This is a genomic window from Shigella sp. FC1661 (assembly GCF_001712525.1).
Classification (GTDB): Bacteria; Pseudomonadota; Gammaproteobacteria; order Enterobacterales; family Enterobacteriaceae; genus Escherichia; species Escherichia coli.
Genome location: NZ_MDGW01000222.1, coordinates 1 through 18,853, shown reverse-complemented (window position 1 = coordinate 18,853; position 18,853 = coordinate 1). Strand labels below are relative to the sequence as shown.

Annotated in this window: 17 protein-coding genes and 3 pseudogenes; 6 read left to right on the top strand and 14 right to left on the bottom strand. The window is 50.4% G+C overall.

All coding sequences use genetic code 11. From position 1 onward, the window contains the following. Positions 1-46: 46 nt before the first annotated feature. The 3 genes from nanT to nanR all read right to left on the bottom strand — a co-directional run bounded on the left by nanT (position 47) and on the right by nanR (position 3,452). Positions 47-1,537: a sialic acid transporter NanT gene (nanT, locus tag BFF42_RS13540; protein ID WP_000108459.1), complete on the bottom strand. Its 1,491-nt coding sequence runs from the start codon at positions 1,535-1,537 to the stop codon at positions 47-49. A 108-nt stretch (positions 1,538-1,645) separates the two neighbouring features. Next, positions 1,646-2,539 (bottom strand): N-acetylneuraminate lyase, encoded by an 894-nt coding sequence (nanA, locus tag BFF42_RS13535; RefSeq protein ID WP_000224714.1) that lies wholly within the window; start codon positions 2,537-2,539, stop codon positions 1,646-1,648. A gap of 121 nt (positions 2,540-2,660) precedes the next feature. Further along, the gene (gene nanR, locus BFF42_RS13530) at positions 2,661-3,452 is read right to left on the bottom strand and encodes a transcriptional regulator NanR (RefSeq protein WP_000523845.1); all 792 of its coding nucleotides are present in this window, start codon (positions 3,450-3,452) and stop codon (positions 2,661-2,663) included. Between the two features lie 379 nt (positions 3,453-3,831). On the opposite strand from nanR, the pseudogene dcuC reads away from it, so the two are divergent. Next, positions 3,832-5,198: pseudogene (gene dcuC / locus BFF42_RS13525) on the top strand (anaerobic C4-dicarboxylate transporter DcuC). Between the two features lie 42 nt (positions 5,199-5,240). Here dcuC and sspB read toward each other — a convergent pair. From sspB to zapE, 5 genes are all read right to left on the bottom strand, one after another. Beyond that, positions 5,241-5,738 carry a ClpXP protease specificity-enhancing factor gene (gene sspB, locus BFF42_RS13520; RefSeq protein ID WP_000366130.1) on the bottom strand — a complete coding sequence of 166 codons (498 nt, stop codon included), beginning with the start codon at positions 5,736-5,738 and terminating at the stop codon, positions 5,241-5,243. A 5-nt stretch (positions 5,739-5,743) separates the two neighbouring features. Further along, complete coding sequence (sspA, locus tag BFF42_RS13515; protein ID WP_000257293.1) at positions 5,744-6,382, bottom strand: stringent starvation protein SspA; 639 nt, start codon at positions 6,380-6,382, stop codon at positions 5,744-5,746. 394 nt (positions 6,383-6,776) lie between these two features. Further along, entirely contained in the window at positions 6,777-7,169 is a 393-nt protein-coding gene (gene rpsI, locus BFF42_RS13510; protein ID WP_000829818.1) for a 30S ribosomal protein S9, read from the bottom strand. Between the two features lie 15 nt (positions 7,170-7,184). Then, the gene (gene rplM, locus BFF42_RS13505; RefSeq protein WP_004986574.1) at positions 7,185-7,613 is read right to left on the bottom strand and encodes a 50S ribosomal protein L13; all 429 of its coding nucleotides are present in this window, start codon (positions 7,611-7,613) and stop codon (positions 7,185-7,187) included. Positions 7,614-7,830: 217 nt separating this feature from the next. Next, positions 7,831-8,958, bottom strand: a complete 1,128-nt coding sequence (gene zapE, locus BFF42_RS13500; protein WP_001192305.1) for a cell division protein ZapE — start codon at positions 8,956-8,958, stop codon at positions 7,831-7,833. A gap of 193 nt (positions 8,959-9,151) precedes the next feature. Between zapE and zapG the strand changes: the two genes are divergently transcribed. The 3 genes from zapG to degS all read left to right on the top strand — a co-directional run bounded on the left by zapG (position 9,152) and on the right by degS (position 12,228). Further along, a complete protein-coding gene (gene zapG / locus BFF42_RS13495; protein WP_001295270.1) occupies positions 9,152-9,550 on the top strand; it encodes a Z-ring associated protein ZapG in 399 nt (132 codons plus the stop codon). 153 nt (positions 9,551-9,703) lie between these two features. Next, on the top strand, positions 9,704-11,071 hold the full coding sequence (degQ, locus tag BFF42_RS13490) for a serine endoprotease DegQ (RefSeq protein WP_146759046.1): 1,368 nt from the start codon (positions 9,704-9,706) through the stop codon (positions 11,069-11,071). Between the two features lie 89 nt (positions 11,072-11,160). Beyond that, the gene (degS, locus tag BFF42_RS13485) at positions 11,161-12,228 is read left to right on the top strand and encodes an outer membrane-stress sensor serine endopeptidase DegS (RefSeq protein ID WP_000497730.1); all 1,068 of its coding nucleotides are present in this window, start codon (positions 11,161-11,163) and stop codon (positions 12,226-12,228) included. Between the two features lie 62 nt (positions 12,229-12,290). Here degS and mdh read toward each other — a convergent pair whose 3' ends face one another. Continuing rightward, the gene (gene mdh, locus BFF42_RS13480) at positions 12,291-13,229 is read right to left on the bottom strand and encodes a malate dehydrogenase (protein ID WP_001295272.1); all 939 of its coding nucleotides are present in this window, start codon (positions 13,227-13,229) and stop codon (positions 12,291-12,293) included. 434 nt (positions 13,230-13,663) lie between these two features. Here mdh and argR point away from each other — a divergent pair, with 434 nt between their 5' ends. Both argR and yhcN read left to right on the top strand, forming a co-directional pair. After that, complete coding sequence (gene argR / locus BFF42_RS13475) at positions 13,664-14,134, top strand: transcriptional regulator ArgR (RefSeq protein ID WP_001257846.1); 471 nt, start codon at positions 13,664-13,666, stop codon at positions 14,132-14,134. A 364-nt stretch (positions 14,135-14,498) separates the two neighbouring features. Then, positions 14,499-14,762, top strand: a complete 264-nt coding sequence (yhcN, locus tag BFF42_RS13470; protein WP_000695690.1) for a peroxide/acid stress response protein YhcN — start codon at positions 14,499-14,501, stop codon at positions 14,760-14,762. Between the two features lie 54 nt (positions 14,763-14,816). On the opposite strand, the gene BFF42_RS13465 is transcribed toward yhcN, so the two are convergent. The 5 genes and pseudogenes from BFF42_RS13465 to BFF42_RS13445 form a co-directional block, all read right to left on the bottom strand. Next, the gene (locus tag BFF42_RS13465; protein ID WP_039060372.1) at positions 14,817-15,089 is read right to left on the bottom strand and encodes a barstar family protein; all 273 of its coding nucleotides are present in this window, start codon (positions 15,087-15,089) and stop codon (positions 14,817-14,819) included. Positions 15,090-15,180: 91 nt separating this feature from the next. Beyond that, positions 15,181-17,148: a p-hydroxybenzoic acid efflux pump subunit AaeB gene (gene aaeB / locus BFF42_RS13460; RefSeq protein ID WP_000510974.1), complete on the bottom strand. Its 1,968-nt coding sequence runs from the start codon at positions 17,146-17,148 to the stop codon at positions 15,181-15,183. Between the two features lie 5 nt (positions 17,149-17,153). Next, positions 17,154-18,086: pseudogene (gene aaeA / locus BFF42_RS13455) on the bottom strand (p-hydroxybenzoic acid efflux pump subunit AaeA). Between the two features lie 7 nt (positions 18,087-18,093). Continuing rightward, complete coding sequence (gene aaeX, locus BFF42_RS13450) at positions 18,094-18,297, bottom strand: p-hydroxybenzoic acid efflux pump operon protein AaeX (RefSeq protein WP_000051841.1); 204 nt, start codon at positions 18,295-18,297, stop codon at positions 18,094-18,096. 217 nt (positions 18,298-18,514) lie between these two features. Then, positions 18,515-18,853, bottom strand: a pseudogene (locus BFF42_RS13445) (IS1-like element IS1B family transposase); the annotation flags it as partial.

The following is an 18,853-nucleotide window of genomic DNA, read 5'->3' as shown; positions in this document are numbered from 1 at the left end:
CATCTTCCCTTAGCGAAAGGCCCGGTACAGAGACCGGGCAACAGGATTAACTTTTGGTTTTGACTAAATCGTTTTTGGCGCTGCCAAATGGCACGGCACCGCTAAATGGTTTGCCGTCGATAGCGTCATGAGTACGCAATGCTTCCGGGCGCAGCCAACGCTGAACGCGGGAAGGCATATCCAGACCAATCAGCAGGATCACCACAAATGTCAGACTGAACGATAGCGATGCCAGCGCAGTACCCAGATCCAGACGTTGAGCGATCAACGCGCCGATGATTGGGGCCAGTGCGCCGCCCAATGCGCCAACGTTGTAGGTAAAGCCCAAGCCCGCTGCACGCTGGTCGGTATCGAAATAACCGCCAATCAGTTTCGGTAAGATCCCGGCGATCCCTTGTCCAAGCATTTGCTGGAAGAACAGTAACAGACCGAGCACCCAGACGTTTGCGCCGCCAATCGCAAATACCGGAATAATCAACAGCTGCGAGGCCAACAGGCTACAAACGTAGGCTTTGCGGGTTCCCAGCCAGTCACCGAGGAAGCCGCCGACACAGCACCCCACCGCAGCCCCAAAGCCGCTAAAGAACAGCACATTGGCGACAGTATGCGGGTTATAAGCCAGATCGGTTTTCAGATACGTTGGCAGCAGCGCCTGAATCGGCCATGAGTAGAGGAAAGCAAACAACACGACCACCATCAGCATTACGCCCGTTGGCCAGCGTTTACCCGTACTTTGCACCATAAAGCTGATAAAGATTGCGGCGCATAACAGCCCAAGAACAGCGACGATCGCGGCATTTTGCAGGTTACCGGCGAAGCAAAACCACAGCGCAGTAGCCGCCGCCAGTGTCATTACGATATTGGCAATGCGATGTTCACCACGGTAGAGAATATCTACCATCGTGCGTACTGGTGCTTTACCTGCATGTTTCTCTTTCCAGTCTTCCGCTTCCGGGATGTTTTTACGCAGCCAGAGAGCAAAGATGATAGGCAAAATGCCGATAAAGAACAGCGCACGCCAGCCCCAGACCGGAACCACCAGGCTATAGACCTGAGCGGCAACGACGGCCCCCACAGAGAAGCCTGAAATCAGAAAACCACTGGCTTTGTTACGCAGATGTTTTGGCCAGCTTTCAATGACATAGGTGGCGCTGGAACCGTATTCACCCGCCATCCCCATGCCGATGACCAGACGCGCGATAAACATGGTGATGTAGCCTGGCGCAAAGCCGCAGGCCAGCGTCCCGGCCGAGAAGAGAACGATGCTGGTGACCATTGCCAGACGACGCCCGTAGCGGTCACCCATAGCGCCGAGCATCAGGCCGCCGAACCAGCGAGAGATAAAGGCTGCGGAGATCAGACTTGCCGCCTGCACCGTCGTCAGCCCGAATTCGCCCTGTACTTCGGTGAGTACCAGGGCGATTAAAACGAAATCAAAACCGTCAAGCAGATATCCCAACCAGGCAGCGGAAAATGCGCGCCATTGTGCACGGTTGAGATGGCGATACCACGGGATATTCTGGGTTGTAGTACTCATTGTGAGTCTCCCGCGGTGGGCGATGCCCACACGCTTTGGTATAAAAATTGTAGGGTACAGATGCGTTTATTTCCCCTCACCCGGTAGGGGCGAGCGAGGGGAAACAACTCACCCGCGCTCTTGCATCAACTGCTGGGCCAGCGCCTTCAGTTCTGGCAGATATTTTTCATCTACCGGTCCAAACGGTTTGCGGCACAGCGGCACAGAAACGACATCCATATAATGGAGGACAGTTTTCAGGCCGCGGAATACGCCCGTTTTGATCAGTAAATCAATGACTTTATTGCATTCAGTTTGCAGTTTCTGCGCGGTCTGGATATCGCCTTCTTTCAGCGCCTTAACGATCCCCTGATAGCGCCAGCCCATGATGTTGTAGGTACTACCGATACCACCATCAGCGCCCGCCAGCAGACCAGAGGCGAAGATTTCGTCGTAACCGTTATAGAGCACAAGATCAGGATGTTCACGACGGATCTGCTCCATCTGATAGAGATCGCCAGAGGTCTGTTTCAGCGCACCTACGCCAGGCAATGTAACAAGTGTGTTGATCTGATCCAGGGTCAGTTTTACCCCACTCAGGGCTGGAATGTTGTACACCACCATCGGCAAACCATCCGCCGAATCAATAATTGCCCGATAGTGATCGCAGTGTTCTTCAAAGCTGAAAGGATAGTAGAACGGCGTGACGGCGGAGACGGCATCGAAGCCATAACGTTTAGCCGATGCCGCAAGTTGTTGGCTTTCGGCGGTGCTGACGCAACCGACGTGGGCGATGAGTTTAATCTTACCTTTCGCCTCTTCGGCGACGATTTCCAGTACCTGTTCACGCTCGGAAAGGCTTTGTACAAAGGCCTCGCCGGTCGAACCACCCACGTATAAACCGTCGATGCCCTGCTGAATATTGAACTGAACCAGGCGACGCAGACTCGCTTTATCCAGCGCTTGTTGTTGGTCAAAAGGAGTCAGGAGTGCAGCCATTACGCCACGTAAATTCGTTGCCATAAATACCTCTGAAGTGATGCTTGTCTGATAAACGATATACCTTTATACCTGTTATACCAGATCAATTAAGCAACACCCCATACAGAAAGCTTATAATGCGATCTGCTTCACTAAAGTGGCATTATTTCTTTTTGTTGGTGGTCTGACCGAAAGCGTGCCAGGTAGCAGAGACGCTGTTGAGATGCGATTGCAACGCACGATCGGCTTCGTCAGGATCATGACGGCGGATCGCATCAACGATCGCAATATGCTGTTGATAACTAACGTTGTTATGTTCGTGTAGTGCCTGATCGGTAACCGTTGGGCGTGCGGCAATAAGCCAGTCGAGCAGGGCAACGTGGATCGCCATGAAGATTGGGTTACCGGGGATCTCCGCCAGCACGCGGTGGAAATCAACGTCTGAACGAATGAATGCCGCGTTGTTATCCAGCGACTGACTGTTGATTTCCAGTGCTTTTGCCAGCAAATCGATTTGCTCATCGGTGGCATGTTCAGCCGCATAGCGCACCAGACTGGATTCAAAGAACAGACGTAATTGTTCGAAATGGGCAATCCCACCGGGATGAGAAAGGAAATCTTTCGCCATGCCGGAAAGCTCACCGATGATAGTGTCCGCAGAAGGACGCGAGACGCGAGCGCGTTCGCCGTTGTTTATTTGCACCAGACCTTTGCGTTTTAACGCTGCCAGCGCTTCACGCACCGAAGGACGCCCGACGTTAAAGAACGCCATCAGTTCGCGTTCAGACGGTAATTGTTCACCTTCGCCAAATTCACGACGGCGGATCATCTGTTCCAGCTCTTCTTCCACCATTTCGGAGAGTTTTTTACGCGCCAGCGGGCGGCTACGCAAGTTGCGACCAATTGCAGGTGAAGAATCTTCGGTTTGCGAATCAAATGCGTTCATAAGGCCCATTCTGTAAGGTCAGTGTGATTAACATCATCAGTGACATCCTATCACAGGATTGAAAGTAGGGGAAAATGGCAGGTTTTTCTCTTTGTGCCTCATCATTACCATAATTAACGGAATAATTAACTATTGCGAAAAATTAATGTGACGCAGATAAAAACATCCCGTTTGAATTATTTATAAGACTATTCACGAGCATTATGAATATTATGAATGCGTTCTTGCAAAATAATCATAAGCGCATATTTTTTAATGAAAAATTACCTCACTTACAATTAAAAACACGACATCCGCACCATAAATAGACTTGCAAAAAATATAACATCATTGTTTTCAATCTGCCGTTTATGGGATTGACCGTTTTCTTTTGACACGGAGTTCAACAATGTTCGGCATAATTATATCTGTCATCGTATTAATTACGATGGGCTATTTGATCCTGAAAAACTACAAACCTCAGGTGGTGCTGGCTGCCGCAGGTATCTTCCTGATGATGTGCGGTGTCTGGTTAGGGTTCGGTGGTGTACTCGATCCCGCCAAAAGCAGCGGCTACTTGATCGTCGATATTTATAATGAAATCCTGCGCATGCTGTCCAACCGCATTGCCGGATTGGGGCTATCGATTATGGCGGTGGGCGGTATGCCCGCTACATGGAGCGCATAGGGGCCAGTCGCGCGATGGTGAGCTTGTTAAGCCGCCCGTTAAAACTCATTCGCTCACCGTATATTATTCTGTCGGCAACTTACGTCATCGGTCAAATCATGGCGCAGTTTATTACCAGCGCCTCCGGTCTGGGTATGTTGCTGATGGTCACCTTATTTCCGACACTGGTGAGTCTGGGAGTAAGTCGTCTCTCTGCGGTGGCGGTTATCGCAACCACAATGTCCATTGAGTGGGGAATTCTGGAAACGAACTCCATTTTTGCAGCCCAGGTCGCGGGAATGAAAATTGCCACTTACTTCTTCCACTACCAGCTTCCGGTCGCCTCTTACGTCATTATCTCGGTGGCGATCTCCCACTTTTTCGTGCAACGCGCTTTTGACAAAAAAGATAAAAATATCAATCACGAACAAGCAGAGCAAAAAGCTCTCGATAATGTCCCGCCGCTCTATTACGCCATTTTACCTGTGATGCCGTTAATCCTGATGCTCGGCTCGCTGTTCCTCGCCCACGTCGGGCTGATGCAGTCAGAACTGCATCTGGTGGTGGTGATGTTACTGAGTTTGACGGTGACGATGTTTGTTGAGTTCTTCCGCAAGCATAACTTGCGCGAAACAATGGACGATGTGCAGGCGTTTTTTGACGGCATGGGTACGCAGTTTGCCAACGTGGTAACGCTGGTGGTCGCGGGTGAAATATTTGCGAAAGGCTTAACGACGATTGGCACTGTCGATGCGGTTATCAGGGGTGCGGAGCATTCTGGTCTGGGCGGTATTGGCGTGATGATTATTATGGCGCTGGTCATTGCCATTTGTGCCATTGTGATGGGCTCTGGCAATGCGCCGTTTATGTCATTTGCCAGTCTTATTCCGAATATCGCAGCCGGACTACATGTACCAGCGGTTGTAATGATTATGCCGATGCATTTTGCCACGACGCTAGCGCGCGCGGTTTCGCCGATTACTGCGGTGGTGGTCGTTACGTCAGGAATTGCAGGCGTTTCGCCTTTTGCGGTGGTGAAGCGAACAGCGATCCCCATGGCAGTCGGTTTCGTGGTGAATATGATTGCCACAATCACGCTATTTTATTAAGCCATTAAAAGACAAAACAGGCCACCAGGGCCTGTTTTTGTATTACTTCACAACGCGTAATGTCGGTCGACCACCGCGTGGTGGCTGCGGAGGTTCATCGTCAGGATGAGTGTCATCATCGTGATCTGGCTTGTCGCCATCAATAACCGACATAACGGTTTCGTTGTCTGCCGATGCCTCTTCATCATTCATGATGCTGGTATCTTCATCGTAGGCAGCTTCAGGCTCAAACATTGTGCCTGCGCCATTTTCACGGGCGTAGATAGCCAGCACGGCAGCCAGCGGCACAGAAACCTGACGCGGAATGCCGCCAAAGCGCGCGTTAAAGCGCACCTCATCATTCGCCAGTTCCAGATTGCCGACAGCACGCGGCGCAATGTTGAGTACGATTTGCCCGTCACGCGCATATTCCATAGGAACCTGCACGCCAGGGAGCGTCACATCCACCACCAGGTGCGGCGTGAGCTGGTTATCCAGCAACCACTCATAGAATGCACGCAGCAGATAGGGACGACGTGGTGTTAGCTGTGACAAATCCATACAGATTAACTCCGGCCCAGACGCATTTCACGTTCTGCTTCAGTTAAAGAAGCAAGGAAAGAGTCACGCTCAAAGACGCGGGTCATATAGCCTTTCAGCTCTTTCGCACCCGGGCCGCTGAACTCGATGCCCAGTTGCGGCAGACGCCACAGCAGCGGAGCAAGATAGCAATCGACCAGGCTGAACTCATCGCTCAGGAAGTACGGCTTCTGACCGAAGACCGGCGCAATCGCCAGCAGTTCTTCGCGCAGTTGCTTACGTGCGGCATCTGCTTCAGAAGCTGAACCGTTGATGATGGTGTTCATCAGCGTGTACCAGTCTTTTTCGATGCGATGCATGTACAGACGGCTTTCACCGCGAGCTACCGGGTAAACAGGCATCAGTGGCGGATGCGGGAAACGCTCATCCAGATATTCCATAATGATGCGAGATTCCCACAGGGTCAGCTCACGATCCACCAGGGTCGGAACGCTCTGATTCGGGTTGAGGTCAATCAGATCCTGAGGCGGATTGTCCTTTTCCACGTGTTCGATCTCGAAACTTACACCTTTCTCAGCCAGCACAATGCGGACCTGATGGCTATAGATGTCAGTAGGACCGGAAAACAGCGTCATTACCGAACGTTTGTTGGCAGCGACAGCCATGAAAACCTCCAGGTATAGTCAGAATTTTTACTGCTACCAGCCACCAGGTGGCCAGTCAGAAGTTGTGTTACCCAGTAAGGAACGACTCTCTTTGTTCGAAAATCAAACAAAAAATGAGCAATACCCGACATTTGGGCAGAAAATTGGATGATAGTTTACCAGATTTTGCGACCTTTGTGGTGAGTCGATGCCGGAAATGGGGAAAAAGAGATGCGCTTTAGTCTGAAATAGTTGACTTAGTCCCTTATTGGCGATGTGGTTTTTGTTTTACCTGTCTGTCAGGTGGCAGCAAAAAGCAACTTTCCAGTTTTTACGCTGATTCAGATTTTAGCTATAAAAAAACCCGCCGAAGCGGGTTTTTTCGAAAATTGTTTTCTGCCGGAGCAGAAGCCAATTAACGTTTGGAGAACTGCGGACGACGACGTGCTTTACGCAGACCGACTTTCTTACGTTCAACCTGACGAGCGTCACGAGTAACGAAGCCAGCTTTACGCAGTTCAGAACGCAGGGACTCGTCGTATTCCATCAGAGCGCGGGTGATACCGTGACGGATCGCACCAGCCTGACCAGAGATACCACCACCTTTAACGGTGATGTACAGGTCCAGTTTCTCAACCATGTCGACCAGTTCCAGCGGCTGACGAACTACCATGCGGGCAGTTTCACGACCGAAGTACTGTTCCAGAGAACGTTGGTTGATTACGATTTTACCGTTGCCCGGTTTGATGAAAACGCGAGCTGCGGAACTTTTGCGGCGACCAGTGCCGTAGTATTGATTTTCAGCCATTGCCTATAATCCCGATTAGATGTCAAGAACTTGCGGTTGCTGTGCCGCGTGGTTGTGCTCGTTACCCGCGTAAACTTTCAGTTTACGGAACATAGCACGACCCAGCGGGCCTTTTGGCAACATGCCTTTAACCGCGATTTCAATCACACGCTCAGGACGGCGAGCAATCATCTCTTCAAAGGTCGCTTGTTTGATACCACCGATGTGGCCGGTGTGGTGATAGTACACTTTGTCAGTACACTTGTTGCCGGTTACAGCAACTTTGTCAGCGTTCAGAACGATGATGTAATCACCGGTATCTACGTGCGGAGTGTATTCCGCTTTGTGCTTACCGCGCAGGCGACGAGCCAGTTCAGTAGCCAGACGGCCCAGAGTTTTACCGGTCGCGTCAACAACATACCAGTCGCGTTTTACGGTTTCTGGTTTAGCTGTAAAAGTTTTCATTAAAAGCTTACCCAATAAATAGTTACACGTTGGTGAACACCCAAACGTCTTCAATTGTTGAGGTTCACACGACAAAGTCCGGCAAACCTACCCCTTCGAATAGCCTATGCCAGCACACAAAAAGTTTTGGGAAAAAACTTTCTTGTAACGTGGGGTCGCAGGATTATAGAGAAGTCGGGGTCAAAGATCGACCCCTTTTTGTGATTTGTGACAGGTTTTAACCCGCCAAATGCTCGCGCTTCAGATACTCTTCGCTTTGCATCTCTTGCAGACGTGACAGGCAACGCTGGAACTCAAACTTCAGCCGATCGCCCTGATAAATTTCATACAGCGGCACTTCTGCACTCACCACTAATTTGACATGGCGCTCGTAAAACTCATCCACCAGCGCAATAAAGCGCCGCGCTTCGCTCTCCATCAACCGCGTCATAACTGGTACATCAAACAACATGACCGTATGAAAGAGGCGTGAGAGCGCAATATAGTCATGCTGGCTGCGGGCATCGACACACAAGGTGGTAAAAGAGACAGCAAGCGTCTGATTCTCAGCGCCCATTGTCGCCAGCGGTCGATGGTTGATTTCTAACGTCGGTGAATTTTCGCGTTTCGCTCCCGCCAGCGCCAACCATAGTTTATCCATTTGTGCCCGGGTTTCATCGTGGAGTGGCGAAAGCCACAGATGCGCCTGAGTGAGTGTACGCAGTCGATAATCAACACCAGCGTCCACGTTCATTACATCACAATGCTGTTTAATGGCATCGATTGCAGGCAGAAAACGCGCACGTTGCAAGCCATTTCGATAAAGTTCGTCCGGCGGAATATTTGACGTCGCTACCAGGGTAATACCGCGGGCGAACAGGGCTTTCATCAGACCGCCAAGTAGCATGGCGTCGGTAATATCAGAAACAAAAAATTCGTCAAAACAGAGCACGTCAGTTTCGGCTTTAAAGCGATCGGCAATAATTTCCAGCGGATCGGTCTGCCCCTGTAAGGCAGTTAGCTCTTCGTGCACCCGCAGCATAAAACGGTGAAAGTGCAGGCGCTGTTTCCGCTCTCCCGGCAGGCTTTGATAGAAAAGGTCCATCAGCCAGGTTTTCCCGCGTCCTACACCGCCCCACATATATAAGCCACGCACTGGCGTATGCTTTGTGTCTTCGCGTTTACCCCACAGCTTACCGACCCGCGCCATTAGCCCACTCGTCCTGGGGGCTGGTGGCCTGCTATTGATGAGTTCTTGATAAATAATTTCCAGGCGGCTGACGGCCTCTTTTTGAACGTCGTCGGGTTGATGGCTGCCTTCATTGAGCGCCTTCAGGTATTGCGATGTTGGGGTAACGCTTTGCATGATCTTATTATTATTCCTTGAATAATCGGTGCGCCGTTGTTCACGGTTGACGAAAAAAAGGCCGTTCTACACTACGCGATATGCAGTCGGGATTCCACTTCTGTGGAATTAACGGTTATAGTGGCATAATCAGCCGCAGGCATGGAGCCTGAAGCCAACACCCTACGGAAACAAAAGACAACGGGAGATGTTCATGACCTGGGAATATGCGCTAATTGGGTTAGTCGTCGGCATCATTATTGGTGCTGTGGCCATGCGTTTTGGTAATCGTAAACTACGCCAGCAACAGGCGTTGCAGTACGAACTGGAAAAGAATAAAGCTGAACTGGACGAGTATCGCGAAGAGCTGGTTAGCCACTTTGCCCGCAGCGCGGAATTACTGGATACCATGGCGCACGACTATCGCCAGCTGTATCAGCACATGGCGAAAAGCTCCAGCAGCCTGCTGCCGGAACTGTCTGCTGAAGCAAACCCGTTCCGTAATCGTCTGGCAGAGTCTGAAGCCAGCAACGATCAGGCACCGGTGCAGATGCCTCGCGACTATTCTGAAGGTGCATCCGGCCTGCTGCGTACTGGCGCGAAGCGCGACTAATTTATTTTTCGGGCGCAGCCATTGCGCCCTCCTCTTCTCTCCCTCCCCGACTATCATTTAATCTGGTGTCTCATTGTTAGCCGTCTGAAAATTCAATAACATCAAACTGTTTTGAATCTCTTTTCTTATCATTCAGGTACGAGAGCAGGAATAATGAAAAAACAAACCCAGCTGTTGAGTGCATTAGCGTTAAGTGTCGGGTTAACTCTCTCGGCGTCATTTCAGGCCGTCGCGTCGATTCCAGGCCAGGTTGCCGATCAGGCCCCTCTCCCCAGTCTGGCTCCAATGCTGGAAAAAGTGCTTCCGGCAGTGGTGAGCGTACGGGTGGAAGGAACGGCCAGTCAGGGACAGAAAATCCCGGAAGAATTCAAAAAGTTTTTTGGTGATGATTTACCGGATCAACCTGCACAACCCTTCGAAGGTTTAGGTTCCGGTGTCATCATCAACGCCAGTAAAGGCTATGTGCTGACCAACAACCATGTGATTAATCAGGCACAGAAAATCAGTATTCAGCTCAATGATGGGCGCGAGTTTGATGCCAAACTGATTGGTAGCGATGACCAGAGCGATATCGCCCTGTTACAAATTCAAAACCCGAGCAAATTAACGCAAATCGCTATTGCCGACTCCGATAAATTGCGCGTCGGTGATTTTGCCGTAGCGGTCGGTAACCCATTTGGCCTTGGGCAAACCGCCACCTCTGGCATTGTTTCCGCATTAGGCCGCAGCGGGTTGAATCTTGAAGGTCTGGAAAACTTTATCCAGACAGATGCTTCCATTAACCGCGGTAACTCCGGCGGTGCACTATTAAACCTTAACGGTGAGTTAATTGGCATCAACACTGCAATCCTTGCGCCTGGCGGCGGGAGCGTCGGGATTGGATTTGCCATCCCCAGTAATATGGCGCGAACACTGGCGCAGCAGCTTATCGACTTTGGTGAAATCAAACGCGGTTTGTTAGGCATCAAAGGCACCGAGATGAGTGCCGATATCGCCAAAGCCTTCAACCTTGACGTGCAGCGTGGCGCGTTTGTCAGCGAAGTGTTGCCAGGTTCTGGCTCGGCAAAAGCGGGCGTCAAAGCGGGCGATATTATTACCAGCCTCAACGGCAAACCGCTGAATAGCTTTGCTGAGTTGCGCTCTCGTATCGCGACTACAGAGCCGGGCACGAAAGTGAAGCTTGGCCTGCTGCGTAACGGCAAACCACTGGAAGTAGAAGTGACGCTTGATACCAGCACCTCTTCGTCGGCCAGCGCTGAAATGATCACGCCAGCGCTGGAAGGTGCAACGTTGAGCGATGGTCAGCTAAAAGATGGCGGCAAAGGTATTAAGATCGATGAAGTTGTCAAAGGAAGCCCAGCTGTTCAGGCAGGCTTGCAAAAAGACGATGTGATCATTGGCGTCAACCGCGATCGGGTGAACTCGATTGCTGAAATGCGTAAAGTGCTGGCGGCAAAACCGGCCATCATCGCCCTGCAAATTGTACGCGGCAATGAAAGCATCTATCTGCTGATGCGTTAATGTCGTAAACCGGGCATCAGGCTTACGTGTGATGTCCGGTTAACTCGTGGTATGCTGCTGCCGTTCCCTTTTTTAATGACGCCTCCATCATGTTTGTGAAGCTCTTACGTTCCGTTGCGATTGGATTAATTGTCGGCGCTATTCTGCTGGTTGCCATGCCTTCGCTGCGCAGCCTTAACCCGCTTTCCACTCCGCAATTTGACAGTACCGATGAGACGCCTGCCAGCTATAATCTGGCGGTTCGCCGCGCCGCGCCAGCGGTGGTTAACGTTTACAACCGTGGTGTGAACACCAACTCTCACAACCAGCTTGAGATCCGCACCCTGGGATCCGGTGTAATCATGGATCAACGCGGTTATATCATCACCAATAAACACGTCATCAACGACGCCGATCAGATCATCGTCGCCTTACAGGATGGACGTGTATTTGAAGCATTGCTGGTGGGATCTGACTCTCTAACCGATCTGGCGGTACTTAAAATTAATGCCACTGGCGGTTTACCTACCATTCCAATTAATGCACGTCGCGTACCGCACATTGGCGACGTAGTACTGGCGATCGGTAACCCGTACAACCTCGGGCAGACCATTACCCAAGGGATTATTAGTGCCACGGGTCGAATCGGTCTGAACCCTACCGGGCGGCAAAACTTCCTACAAACCGATGCTTCCATTAACCACGGTAACTCTGGTGGCGCGCTGGTGAACTCGCTGGGAGAACTGATGGGCATTAACACGCTGTCGTTTGATAAGAGTAACGATGGCGAAACGCCGGAAGGTATCGGCTTTGCGATTCCTTTCCAGTTAGCAACCAAAATTATGGATAAGCTGATCCGCGATGGGCGCGTGATCCGCGGCTACATTGGCATTGGTGGACGTGAGATCGCACCACTGCACGCGCAGAGCGGTGGTATAGATCAACTGCAAGGGATCGTGGTTAATGAAGTGTCACCTGACGGCCCGGCGGCGAATGCGGGTATTCAGGTCAACGATCTGATTATTTCGGTGGATAACAAACCGGCCATCTCTGCTCTGGAGACGATGGATCAGGTGGCAGAAATTCGCCCTGGTTCGGTGATCCCGGTTGTAGTGATGCGTGATGATAAGCAGTTAACGCTGCAGGTCACCATTCAGGAATATCCGGCAACCAATTAAGTCGAGTGCTCAAAACAAAAAACCGGAGTCTGTGCTCCGGTTTTTTATTATTCGCTAATCAATTACTTATTAACGAACTCTTCGCCCAGGGCGATATCTTTCTTGAGCGTATCCAGCATACCTTCCAGCGCGTTCTGTTCAAATGCGCTCAGGGTACCGATAGATTTACGCTCTTCCACGCCGTTTTTACCCAGCAGCAGCGGTTGAGAGAAGAAACGGGCGTACTGACCGTCGCCTTCAACGTAGGCACATTCGACAACGCCTTGTTCGCCCTGCAGTGCACGAACCAGAGACAGACCAAAACGTGCAGCTGCCTGGCCCATAGACAGGGTTGCAGACCCGCCACCGGCTTTCGCTTCAACCACCTCAGTACCCGCGTTCTGGATACGTTTGGTCAGATCAGCCACTTCCTGCTCGGTAAAACTAACGCCAGGAACCTGTGACAGCAGCGGCAGAATGGTAACACCAGAGTGACCGCCAATAACCGGCACTTCAACTTCGCCTGGCTGTTTGCCTTTCAGTTCCGCAACAAAGGTGTTGGAACGAATGATATCCAGCGTGGTAACGCCGAACAGTTTGTTTTTGTCATAAACACCGGCTTTTTTCAGCACTTCAGCAGCAATTGCAACTGTGGTGTTAACCGGGTTAGTGATAATACCAATGCACGCTTTCGGGCAGGTTTTCGCAACTTGCTGTACCAGGTTTTTCACGATGCCGGCGTTAACGTTAAACAGGTCGGAACGATCCATACCCGGTTTACGCGCTACACCTGCAGAGATAAGAACGACATCTGCGCCTTCCAGCGCCGGAGTCGCATCTTCACCAGAAAAACCTTTGATTTTCACAGCAGTAGGGATATGGCTCAGATCGACAGCCACACCGGGAGTCACTGGAGCGATATCATACAGAGAGAGTTCTGAACCTGAAGGCAGTTGGGTTTTTAACAGTAGTGCAAGCGCCTGGCCAATACCGCCAGCAGCGCCGAGGACTGCGACTTTCATCCTAAACTCCTTATTATATTGATAAACTAAGATATGTTGCTCCGCTGCCGCGACCTTAATCCACAAAATTGCCGTTTACAATGACCACATATCAAGAATGTGTAGTCACGCAAGTTTAGCGTTTATGCATTTAATTGCCGTAATCAGGAACCTAACTTACGTAATTAACAGTCGCTTATGCATTAGCGCAACATTCCAACAGGTGGTGACAATATACCCTACCGTTCAGCCAAAACAACATCAATTTGATAACAATTAATTTACTTTTAAGCAGAATTTGCATGCCGTGACGCAGGCATGTTTCTCAATAACGAAATTTGATAAAATCCCGCTCTTTCATAACATTATTTCAGCCTTCTTCAGGGCTGACTGTTTGCATAAAAATTCATCTGTATGCACAATAATGTTGTATCAACCACCATATCGGGTGACTTATGCGAAGCTCGGCTAAGCAAGAAGAACTAGTTAAAGCATTTAAAGCATTACTTAAAGAAGAGAAATTTAGCTCCCAGGGCGAAATCGTCGCCGCGTTGCAGGAGCAAGGCTTTGACAATATTAATCAGTCTAAAGTCTCGCGGATGTTGACCAAGTTTGGTGCTGTACGTACACGCAATGCCAAAATGGAAATGGTTTACTGCCTGCCAGCTGAACTGGGTGTACCAACCACCTCCAGTCCATTGAAGAATCTGGTGCTGGATATCGACTACAACGATGCAGTTGTCGTGATTCATACCAGCCCTGGCGCGGCGCAGTTAATTGCTCGCCTGCTGGACTCACTGGGCAAAGCAGAAGGTATTCTGGGCACCATCGCTGGCGATGACACCATCTTTACCACCCCTGCTAACGGTTTCACCGTCAAAGACCTGTACGAAGCGATTTTAGAGCTGTTCGACCAGGAGCTTTAATCTCTGCCCCGTCGCTTCTGGCGGCGGGGAAAATGTTGCTTATCCCTCTCAACCCCCTGCTTTCCCCTGCGATTAATTTAACGAATAGTGCGTTTTACTGCGACATGTCATTCACATAATGAATACATACGGTAAAAAAAGCACATTATGCAAAATTCATTATCTAATTGAAAATACTAGAATTAAAAATAAATGACCGTGTTTTTAATTCTTTTTTGTTATTAAAATTCACATTTTCAACACTTAGTATCAACTGAAACAGTTAGCATGGTATTAATTAGTTCAATAATTAGTATGTGCTTGATTTTGTGATATGGGTCACGAAACAAAGGCCCAGCTAAAAGATTATGTCGAGGTAAAAATCATGAAAATCAAAACCACTGTAGCTGCATTAAGCGTACTTTCTGTTCTCTCTTTCGGTGCATTCGCTGCCGACTCCATTGATGCTGCACAAGCACAAAATCGTGAAGCAATCGGGACCGTATCCGTAAGTGGTGTGGCGTCTTCGCCAATGGATATGCGTGAAATGCTGAACAAAAAAGCGGAAGAGAAAGGCGCAACGGCCTACCAGATTACTGAAGCTCGTAGCGGTGACACCTGGCACGCTACGGCTGAACTGTACAAATAAACCCTCATCGTCTTGTCCGACGATATTGCCCCCGGTTCGGGGGCTTTTTTTGCGCTAATGACGAACATTAAAACGCAAATGCCCTTCCAGCTCTTTCTCTGCCTCATCAAATAGCAATATTAACGCGCCAAAACGGCGACGCGTTTTCTCTCCCAGATGAACAAATTCAATCTCAAGTGGTAGCGGCAGGACATCGTTCATTAACACATCCCATAGTGAGTCGAGATCGCGTACCTTATCTTTCGCCAGACCAAAGGTTTGGCTAAAGTCACGATAAAAATCCTCCTGACTCTCAATCTCATCAAAATCAAAGGTATAAATATTCATCTATTGCCACCGTCACGTTTCGCGGCGAGTTCTGCCGTGCATCGCTAAGTATAGCCATGAAAAAACCGACACTTTTGGCGTCGGTTTTGACCTAACTATCGGTCAACGCATGTTGATACTTATGGAGCATACCCGCCAGCCGATGAACCGGTTCCGTCACCTGCGGTGGCGCTTGCCAGATGCGTAGCTTTTCCTGGTAGATTTCAAGTTCTTCCAGCAACTGGCCAAAGTACCGACGACGTTTATCATCGCTACGGGCAGATATCACATGGTCTGCTGTGCGGCGCATTTGTCGGTGAAACGCCGATAAATCCTCGTTAACCGGGATCGGCGCATCACGCAGGCGCTGGTGCGCGATAATCATCGTCAGCGCCAGGCGAAATTTCGGCAAATCCCCTGGGAACTTATTCATCAGCAAAAACAGCTGCTGATAAAGTGCCGGGAGGTGGTTCTCTTTACGACGTGCCACATTGGTAGTCATCGCGGAAACAGCGGCAGAAACAAACTGATTAAGCAGTACACGTCCGGTCCTGTCGCGCGATTTATCCCGCACAAGCAAAATAACGGTGAACGCGAGCACACAGCCGACGATTTGCCCTAATGCGCTGTCGAGAAACTGACTGAAATGGAAAGTCATCGGGTTATCCAGCACGATAATATTTATGGTGCTGGCCAGCGCCCCCATCGAGCCCAGTCGCCGTTGCTGTACTTCTATACCGAGGAAAAATCCCAGCACTGCCAGGCTAATACACAGCAGCAACATGCTCTGTTGGGTATTAGGGATAATCACCAAAAAGTAGAGCAGCCCTAACGGCAGCGCGGCCAGCGTCCCGTAGATAAAGTCGATCGCCACCATGCGTGGATTCGGCAAACGCATTGCCAGTGACGTCACTACCGCAATCATCACCATTGCACCACTGCCGGAAGTCCAGCCCGTCCACAGCCAGAAAAGCGTGCCCAGAATGCAGGAAAGTGTGGTTCGCCAGAAGTTAACCATCGCATGATGACGTTCGGCTGACTCTACTTTGACTTCCGGTTCGCCTTGCAGGATCTCTTCTTCGGTGGCGTTGATTTTTGTGTTACTGATAACGCCGCGCTTGAGAAGCTGATAACGCGTTGCCGCCGCGACCCAGCTATAAATGGTGACAGGCGTTTCCCGTTCCCCGGTCCAGGCGATAACTCTCCGCAGGCGTTTGAGCTGCTTGTGGACGTCCTGCGCGGTTTCTACCGGCGTGTCAAAAAATTCGCGGAAAGTATCAGTGATCAATTCCGGGCGCGTATTCTGAATAAGATAAGTTTCGCAGGATTGGGTAATCAGCGTCAGCGATAGCGTATTGATCGCTTTTAAACGTCGATTGGCCCGCGCCCAGCGGGAAGATTCCATATTCAGGTTGCTGCGCATGCCTTGTAGCGCCGTGGTGCGTCGCACCAGGTCGCCCCAGGCTTTATCGACAACTTCACCATCGCCATGCTTGATACAGAGTTGCATTAATTGATATTGCGCGACCAGCAAACTTTCCAGCTCTCGATCCACTTCTTGTTTGATCGATCGCGGAGAAAAGAGCAAATCCGCCATAATCGCACACACAATACCGATAACGATCTCGCTACAACGTTCGACGGCAAACTGCGGCGTAAGCAATGGTTCCGGCTGAATGGTGATCACAATGATCAGCGCGGTATAACCGGCCAGCCCCCACGCGTACGAGTTTTCTATTCGTACCAGCGAGGATATCCAGGTACAAAAACCGGCCCAGATACAGCACACCAGAATCATCAATAATGGTGCGCGGATCATCGCAATGATGATCACCAGTCCGGCAATACAGCCAATAAATGTGCCGATGATGCGCAAAAAGCCACGATAACGAATAGCGCCAGAATACGGTTCACCTCCCGCAGCAAAGGCCGGACCGGCGGCAACAATCGCCGCTGTCAGTACCGCCCAGCGTGGCGTTTCCAGCTGGAAGTGAAAGCCAACAAACAGCGCCAGTACAATGGCGGTCGCCAGTTTTACCGCAAAGCGAATATGTTGGTTAGCAATGGAGAAAATACCCATCGTGATTAACCAAACTCACGCAGGCGATGGGCCATTTTACGGAAGAACGAATCCTGGCTTTCGTCGCGATCTTGTTTGCCAGTGACCACCACTGTAGCAGTGGTGCCCGCAGGCCAGATGTTCTCTTGCTGGTTGTCGAGACGAATACGAACCGGAACACGTTGCGCAAGACGCACCCATTCAAGGTTAGAGTCTATAGTCGCCATCCCTTTGTCGTCACGCGTGCTGCTGGCGTTGGTGACCCCTGCGGCAACACTATCAACAGTCCCTTTCAGCACTTTGTTACTGCCAAGCGGCGTGATCTCTGCACGATACCCCGGACGCACCCCTTCCAGCTTAGTTTCTTCCATATAGGCCAGTACATAGAAGGAGTTCTGTTTCACCAGCGCAACCGCCGTTGATCCTCGAGTAATAAACTCACCGGTATAGACGTTGAGGTTGGTCACCCAGCCATCTGCTGGCGCGCGGATCACCGTGCGTTCAAGATCCAGTTTTGCCAGATCGCGGGTCGCCTGCGCTTTCGCTAACTGATGCAGAACCGTTTGTAGTACGTTGTTAGCCTGGTCGATCTCTTCGCGAGACATCGCCTGCACACCGAGACGGTTACGACGTCCGGCCTCCTGGCGTTTCTCCTGTGCCAGTACCTGATAATAAGCAACATCGGCTTGCGCTTCCTCAAGCGCCTTTTGATAGCGCGGCTGGTCGATGGTGAACAGTATCTGTCCTTTTTTCACCAGCTGGTTATCATGAACATTCACCTGGGTAATGAGTCCAGAAACGTCCGGCGCGATCGCAATGACGTCAGCGCTAAAGCGCGCGTCACGCGTCCAGGGGGATTCGGTGTAATAGACCTAGGCATTAAAAATTGCGATGAAGGCCAGAATGACTAATACGACCGTGATGGCCGTACGGGAGAATTTTCTTATTAGTGTTTTCACTTCAACCTCAAACGAACAGTCGCGATATCAAATAAAACAAGCAGCAATAGAGCGCGGTGTTGAACAACGCCGGATGCCAGACAAAGTCGTAGATACCTGTTGGCACAAGTACCCGGCGCACCAGCCAGAAAATCGCCAGTGATAAAAGCAATTCAAAAAATATCGGTGGGAAGGACAGCCCAAACACCACGATAACGGGAAACAGACTCATGTTGACCTTGGTTGTATAGAGAGAGCAGGCGTTATTATTTTCAGCATCTGTCGCCGCAGAGAAGGGCATGGAAAGCCGGGCGAGAGCAACATTGCTGTAGATTGATATTTAATATATTAGCGTAACTGTTATGCTATTATCTATATTAGACTGGCCCCCTGAATCTCCAGACAACCAGTATCACTTAAATAAGTGATAGTCTGGTAATGACTCCAACTTATTGATAGTGTTTTATGTTCAGATAATGCCCGATGACTTTGTCATGCAGCTCCACCGATTTTGAGAACGACAGCGACTTCCGTCCCAGCCGTGCCAGGTGCTGCCTCAGATTCAGGTTATGCCGCTCAATTCGCTGCGTATATCGCTTGCTGATTACGTGCAGCTTTCCCTTCAGGCGGGATTCATACAGTGGCCAGCCATCCGTCATCCATATCACCACGTCAAAGGGTGACAGCAAGCTCATAAGACGCCCCAGCGTCGCCATAGTGCGTTCACCGAATACGTGCGCAACAACCGTCTTCCGGAGCCTGTCATACGCGTAAAACAGCCAGCGCTG

What these genes read in the sequence shown, in the direction of transcription:
- rpsI (WP_000829818.1), bottom strand. Translation starts at nt 7,169, where the DNA reads ATGGCTGAAAATCAATACTACGGCACTGGTCGCCGCAAAAGTTCCGCA.
- degQ (WP_146759046.1), top strand. Translation starts at nt 9,704, where the DNA reads ATGAAAAAACAAACCCAGCTGTTGAGTGCATTAGCGTTAAGTGTCGGG.
- nanT (WP_000108459.1), bottom strand. Translation starts at nt 1,537, where the DNA reads ATGAGTACTACAACCCAGAATATCCCGTGGTATCGCCATCTCAACCGT.
- aaeB (WP_000510974.1), bottom strand. Translation starts at nt 17,148, where the DNA reads ATGGGTATTTTCTCCATTGCTAACCAACATATTCGCTTTGCGGTAAAA.
- sspB (WP_000366130.1), bottom strand. Translation starts at nt 5,738, where the DNA reads ATGGATTTGTCACAGCTAACACCACGTCGTCCCTATCTGCTGCGTGCA.
- rplM (WP_004986574.1), bottom strand. Translation starts at nt 7,613, where the DNA reads ATGAAAACTTTTACAGCTAAACCAGAAACCGTAAAACGCGACTGGTAT.
- BFF42_RS13465 (WP_039060372.1), bottom strand. Translation starts at nt 15,089, where the DNA reads ATGAATATTTATACCTTTGATTTTGATGAGATTGAGAGTCAGGAGGAT.
- nanR (WP_000523845.1), bottom strand. Translation starts at nt 3,452, where the DNA reads ATGGGCCTTATGAACGCATTTGATTCGCAAACCGAAGATTCTTCACCT.
- sspA (WP_000257293.1), bottom strand. Translation starts at nt 6,382, where the DNA reads ATGGCTGTCGCTGCCAACAAACGTTCGGTAATGACGCTGTTTTCCGGT.
- aaeX (WP_000051841.1), bottom strand. Translation starts at nt 18,297, where the DNA reads ATGAGTCTGTTTCCCGTTATCGTGGTGTTTGGGCTGTCCTTCCCACCG.
- mdh (WP_001295272.1), bottom strand. Translation starts at nt 13,229, where the DNA reads ATGAAAGTCGCAGTCCTCGGCGCTGCTGGCGGTATTGGCCAGGCGCTT.
- zapE (WP_001192305.1), bottom strand. Translation starts at nt 8,958, where the DNA reads ATGCAAAGCGTTACCCCAACATCGCAATACCTGAAGGCGCTCAATGAA.
- zapG (WP_001295270.1), top strand. Translation starts at nt 9,152, where the DNA reads ATGACCTGGGAATATGCGCTAATTGGGTTAGTCGTCGGCATCATTATT.
- nanA (WP_000224714.1), bottom strand. Translation starts at nt 2,539, where the DNA reads ATGGCAACGAATTTACGTGGCGTAATGGCTGCACTCCTGACTCCTTTT.
- argR (WP_001257846.1), top strand. Translation starts at nt 13,664, where the DNA reads ATGCGAAGCTCGGCTAAGCAAGAAGAACTAGTTAAAGCATTTAAAGCA.
- yhcN (WP_000695690.1), top strand. Translation starts at nt 14,499, where the DNA reads ATGAAAATCAAAACCACTGTAGCTGCATTAAGCGTACTTTCTGTTCTC.
- degS (WP_000497730.1), top strand. Translation starts at nt 11,161, where the DNA reads ATGTTTGTGAAGCTCTTACGTTCCGTTGCGATTGGATTAATTGTCGGC.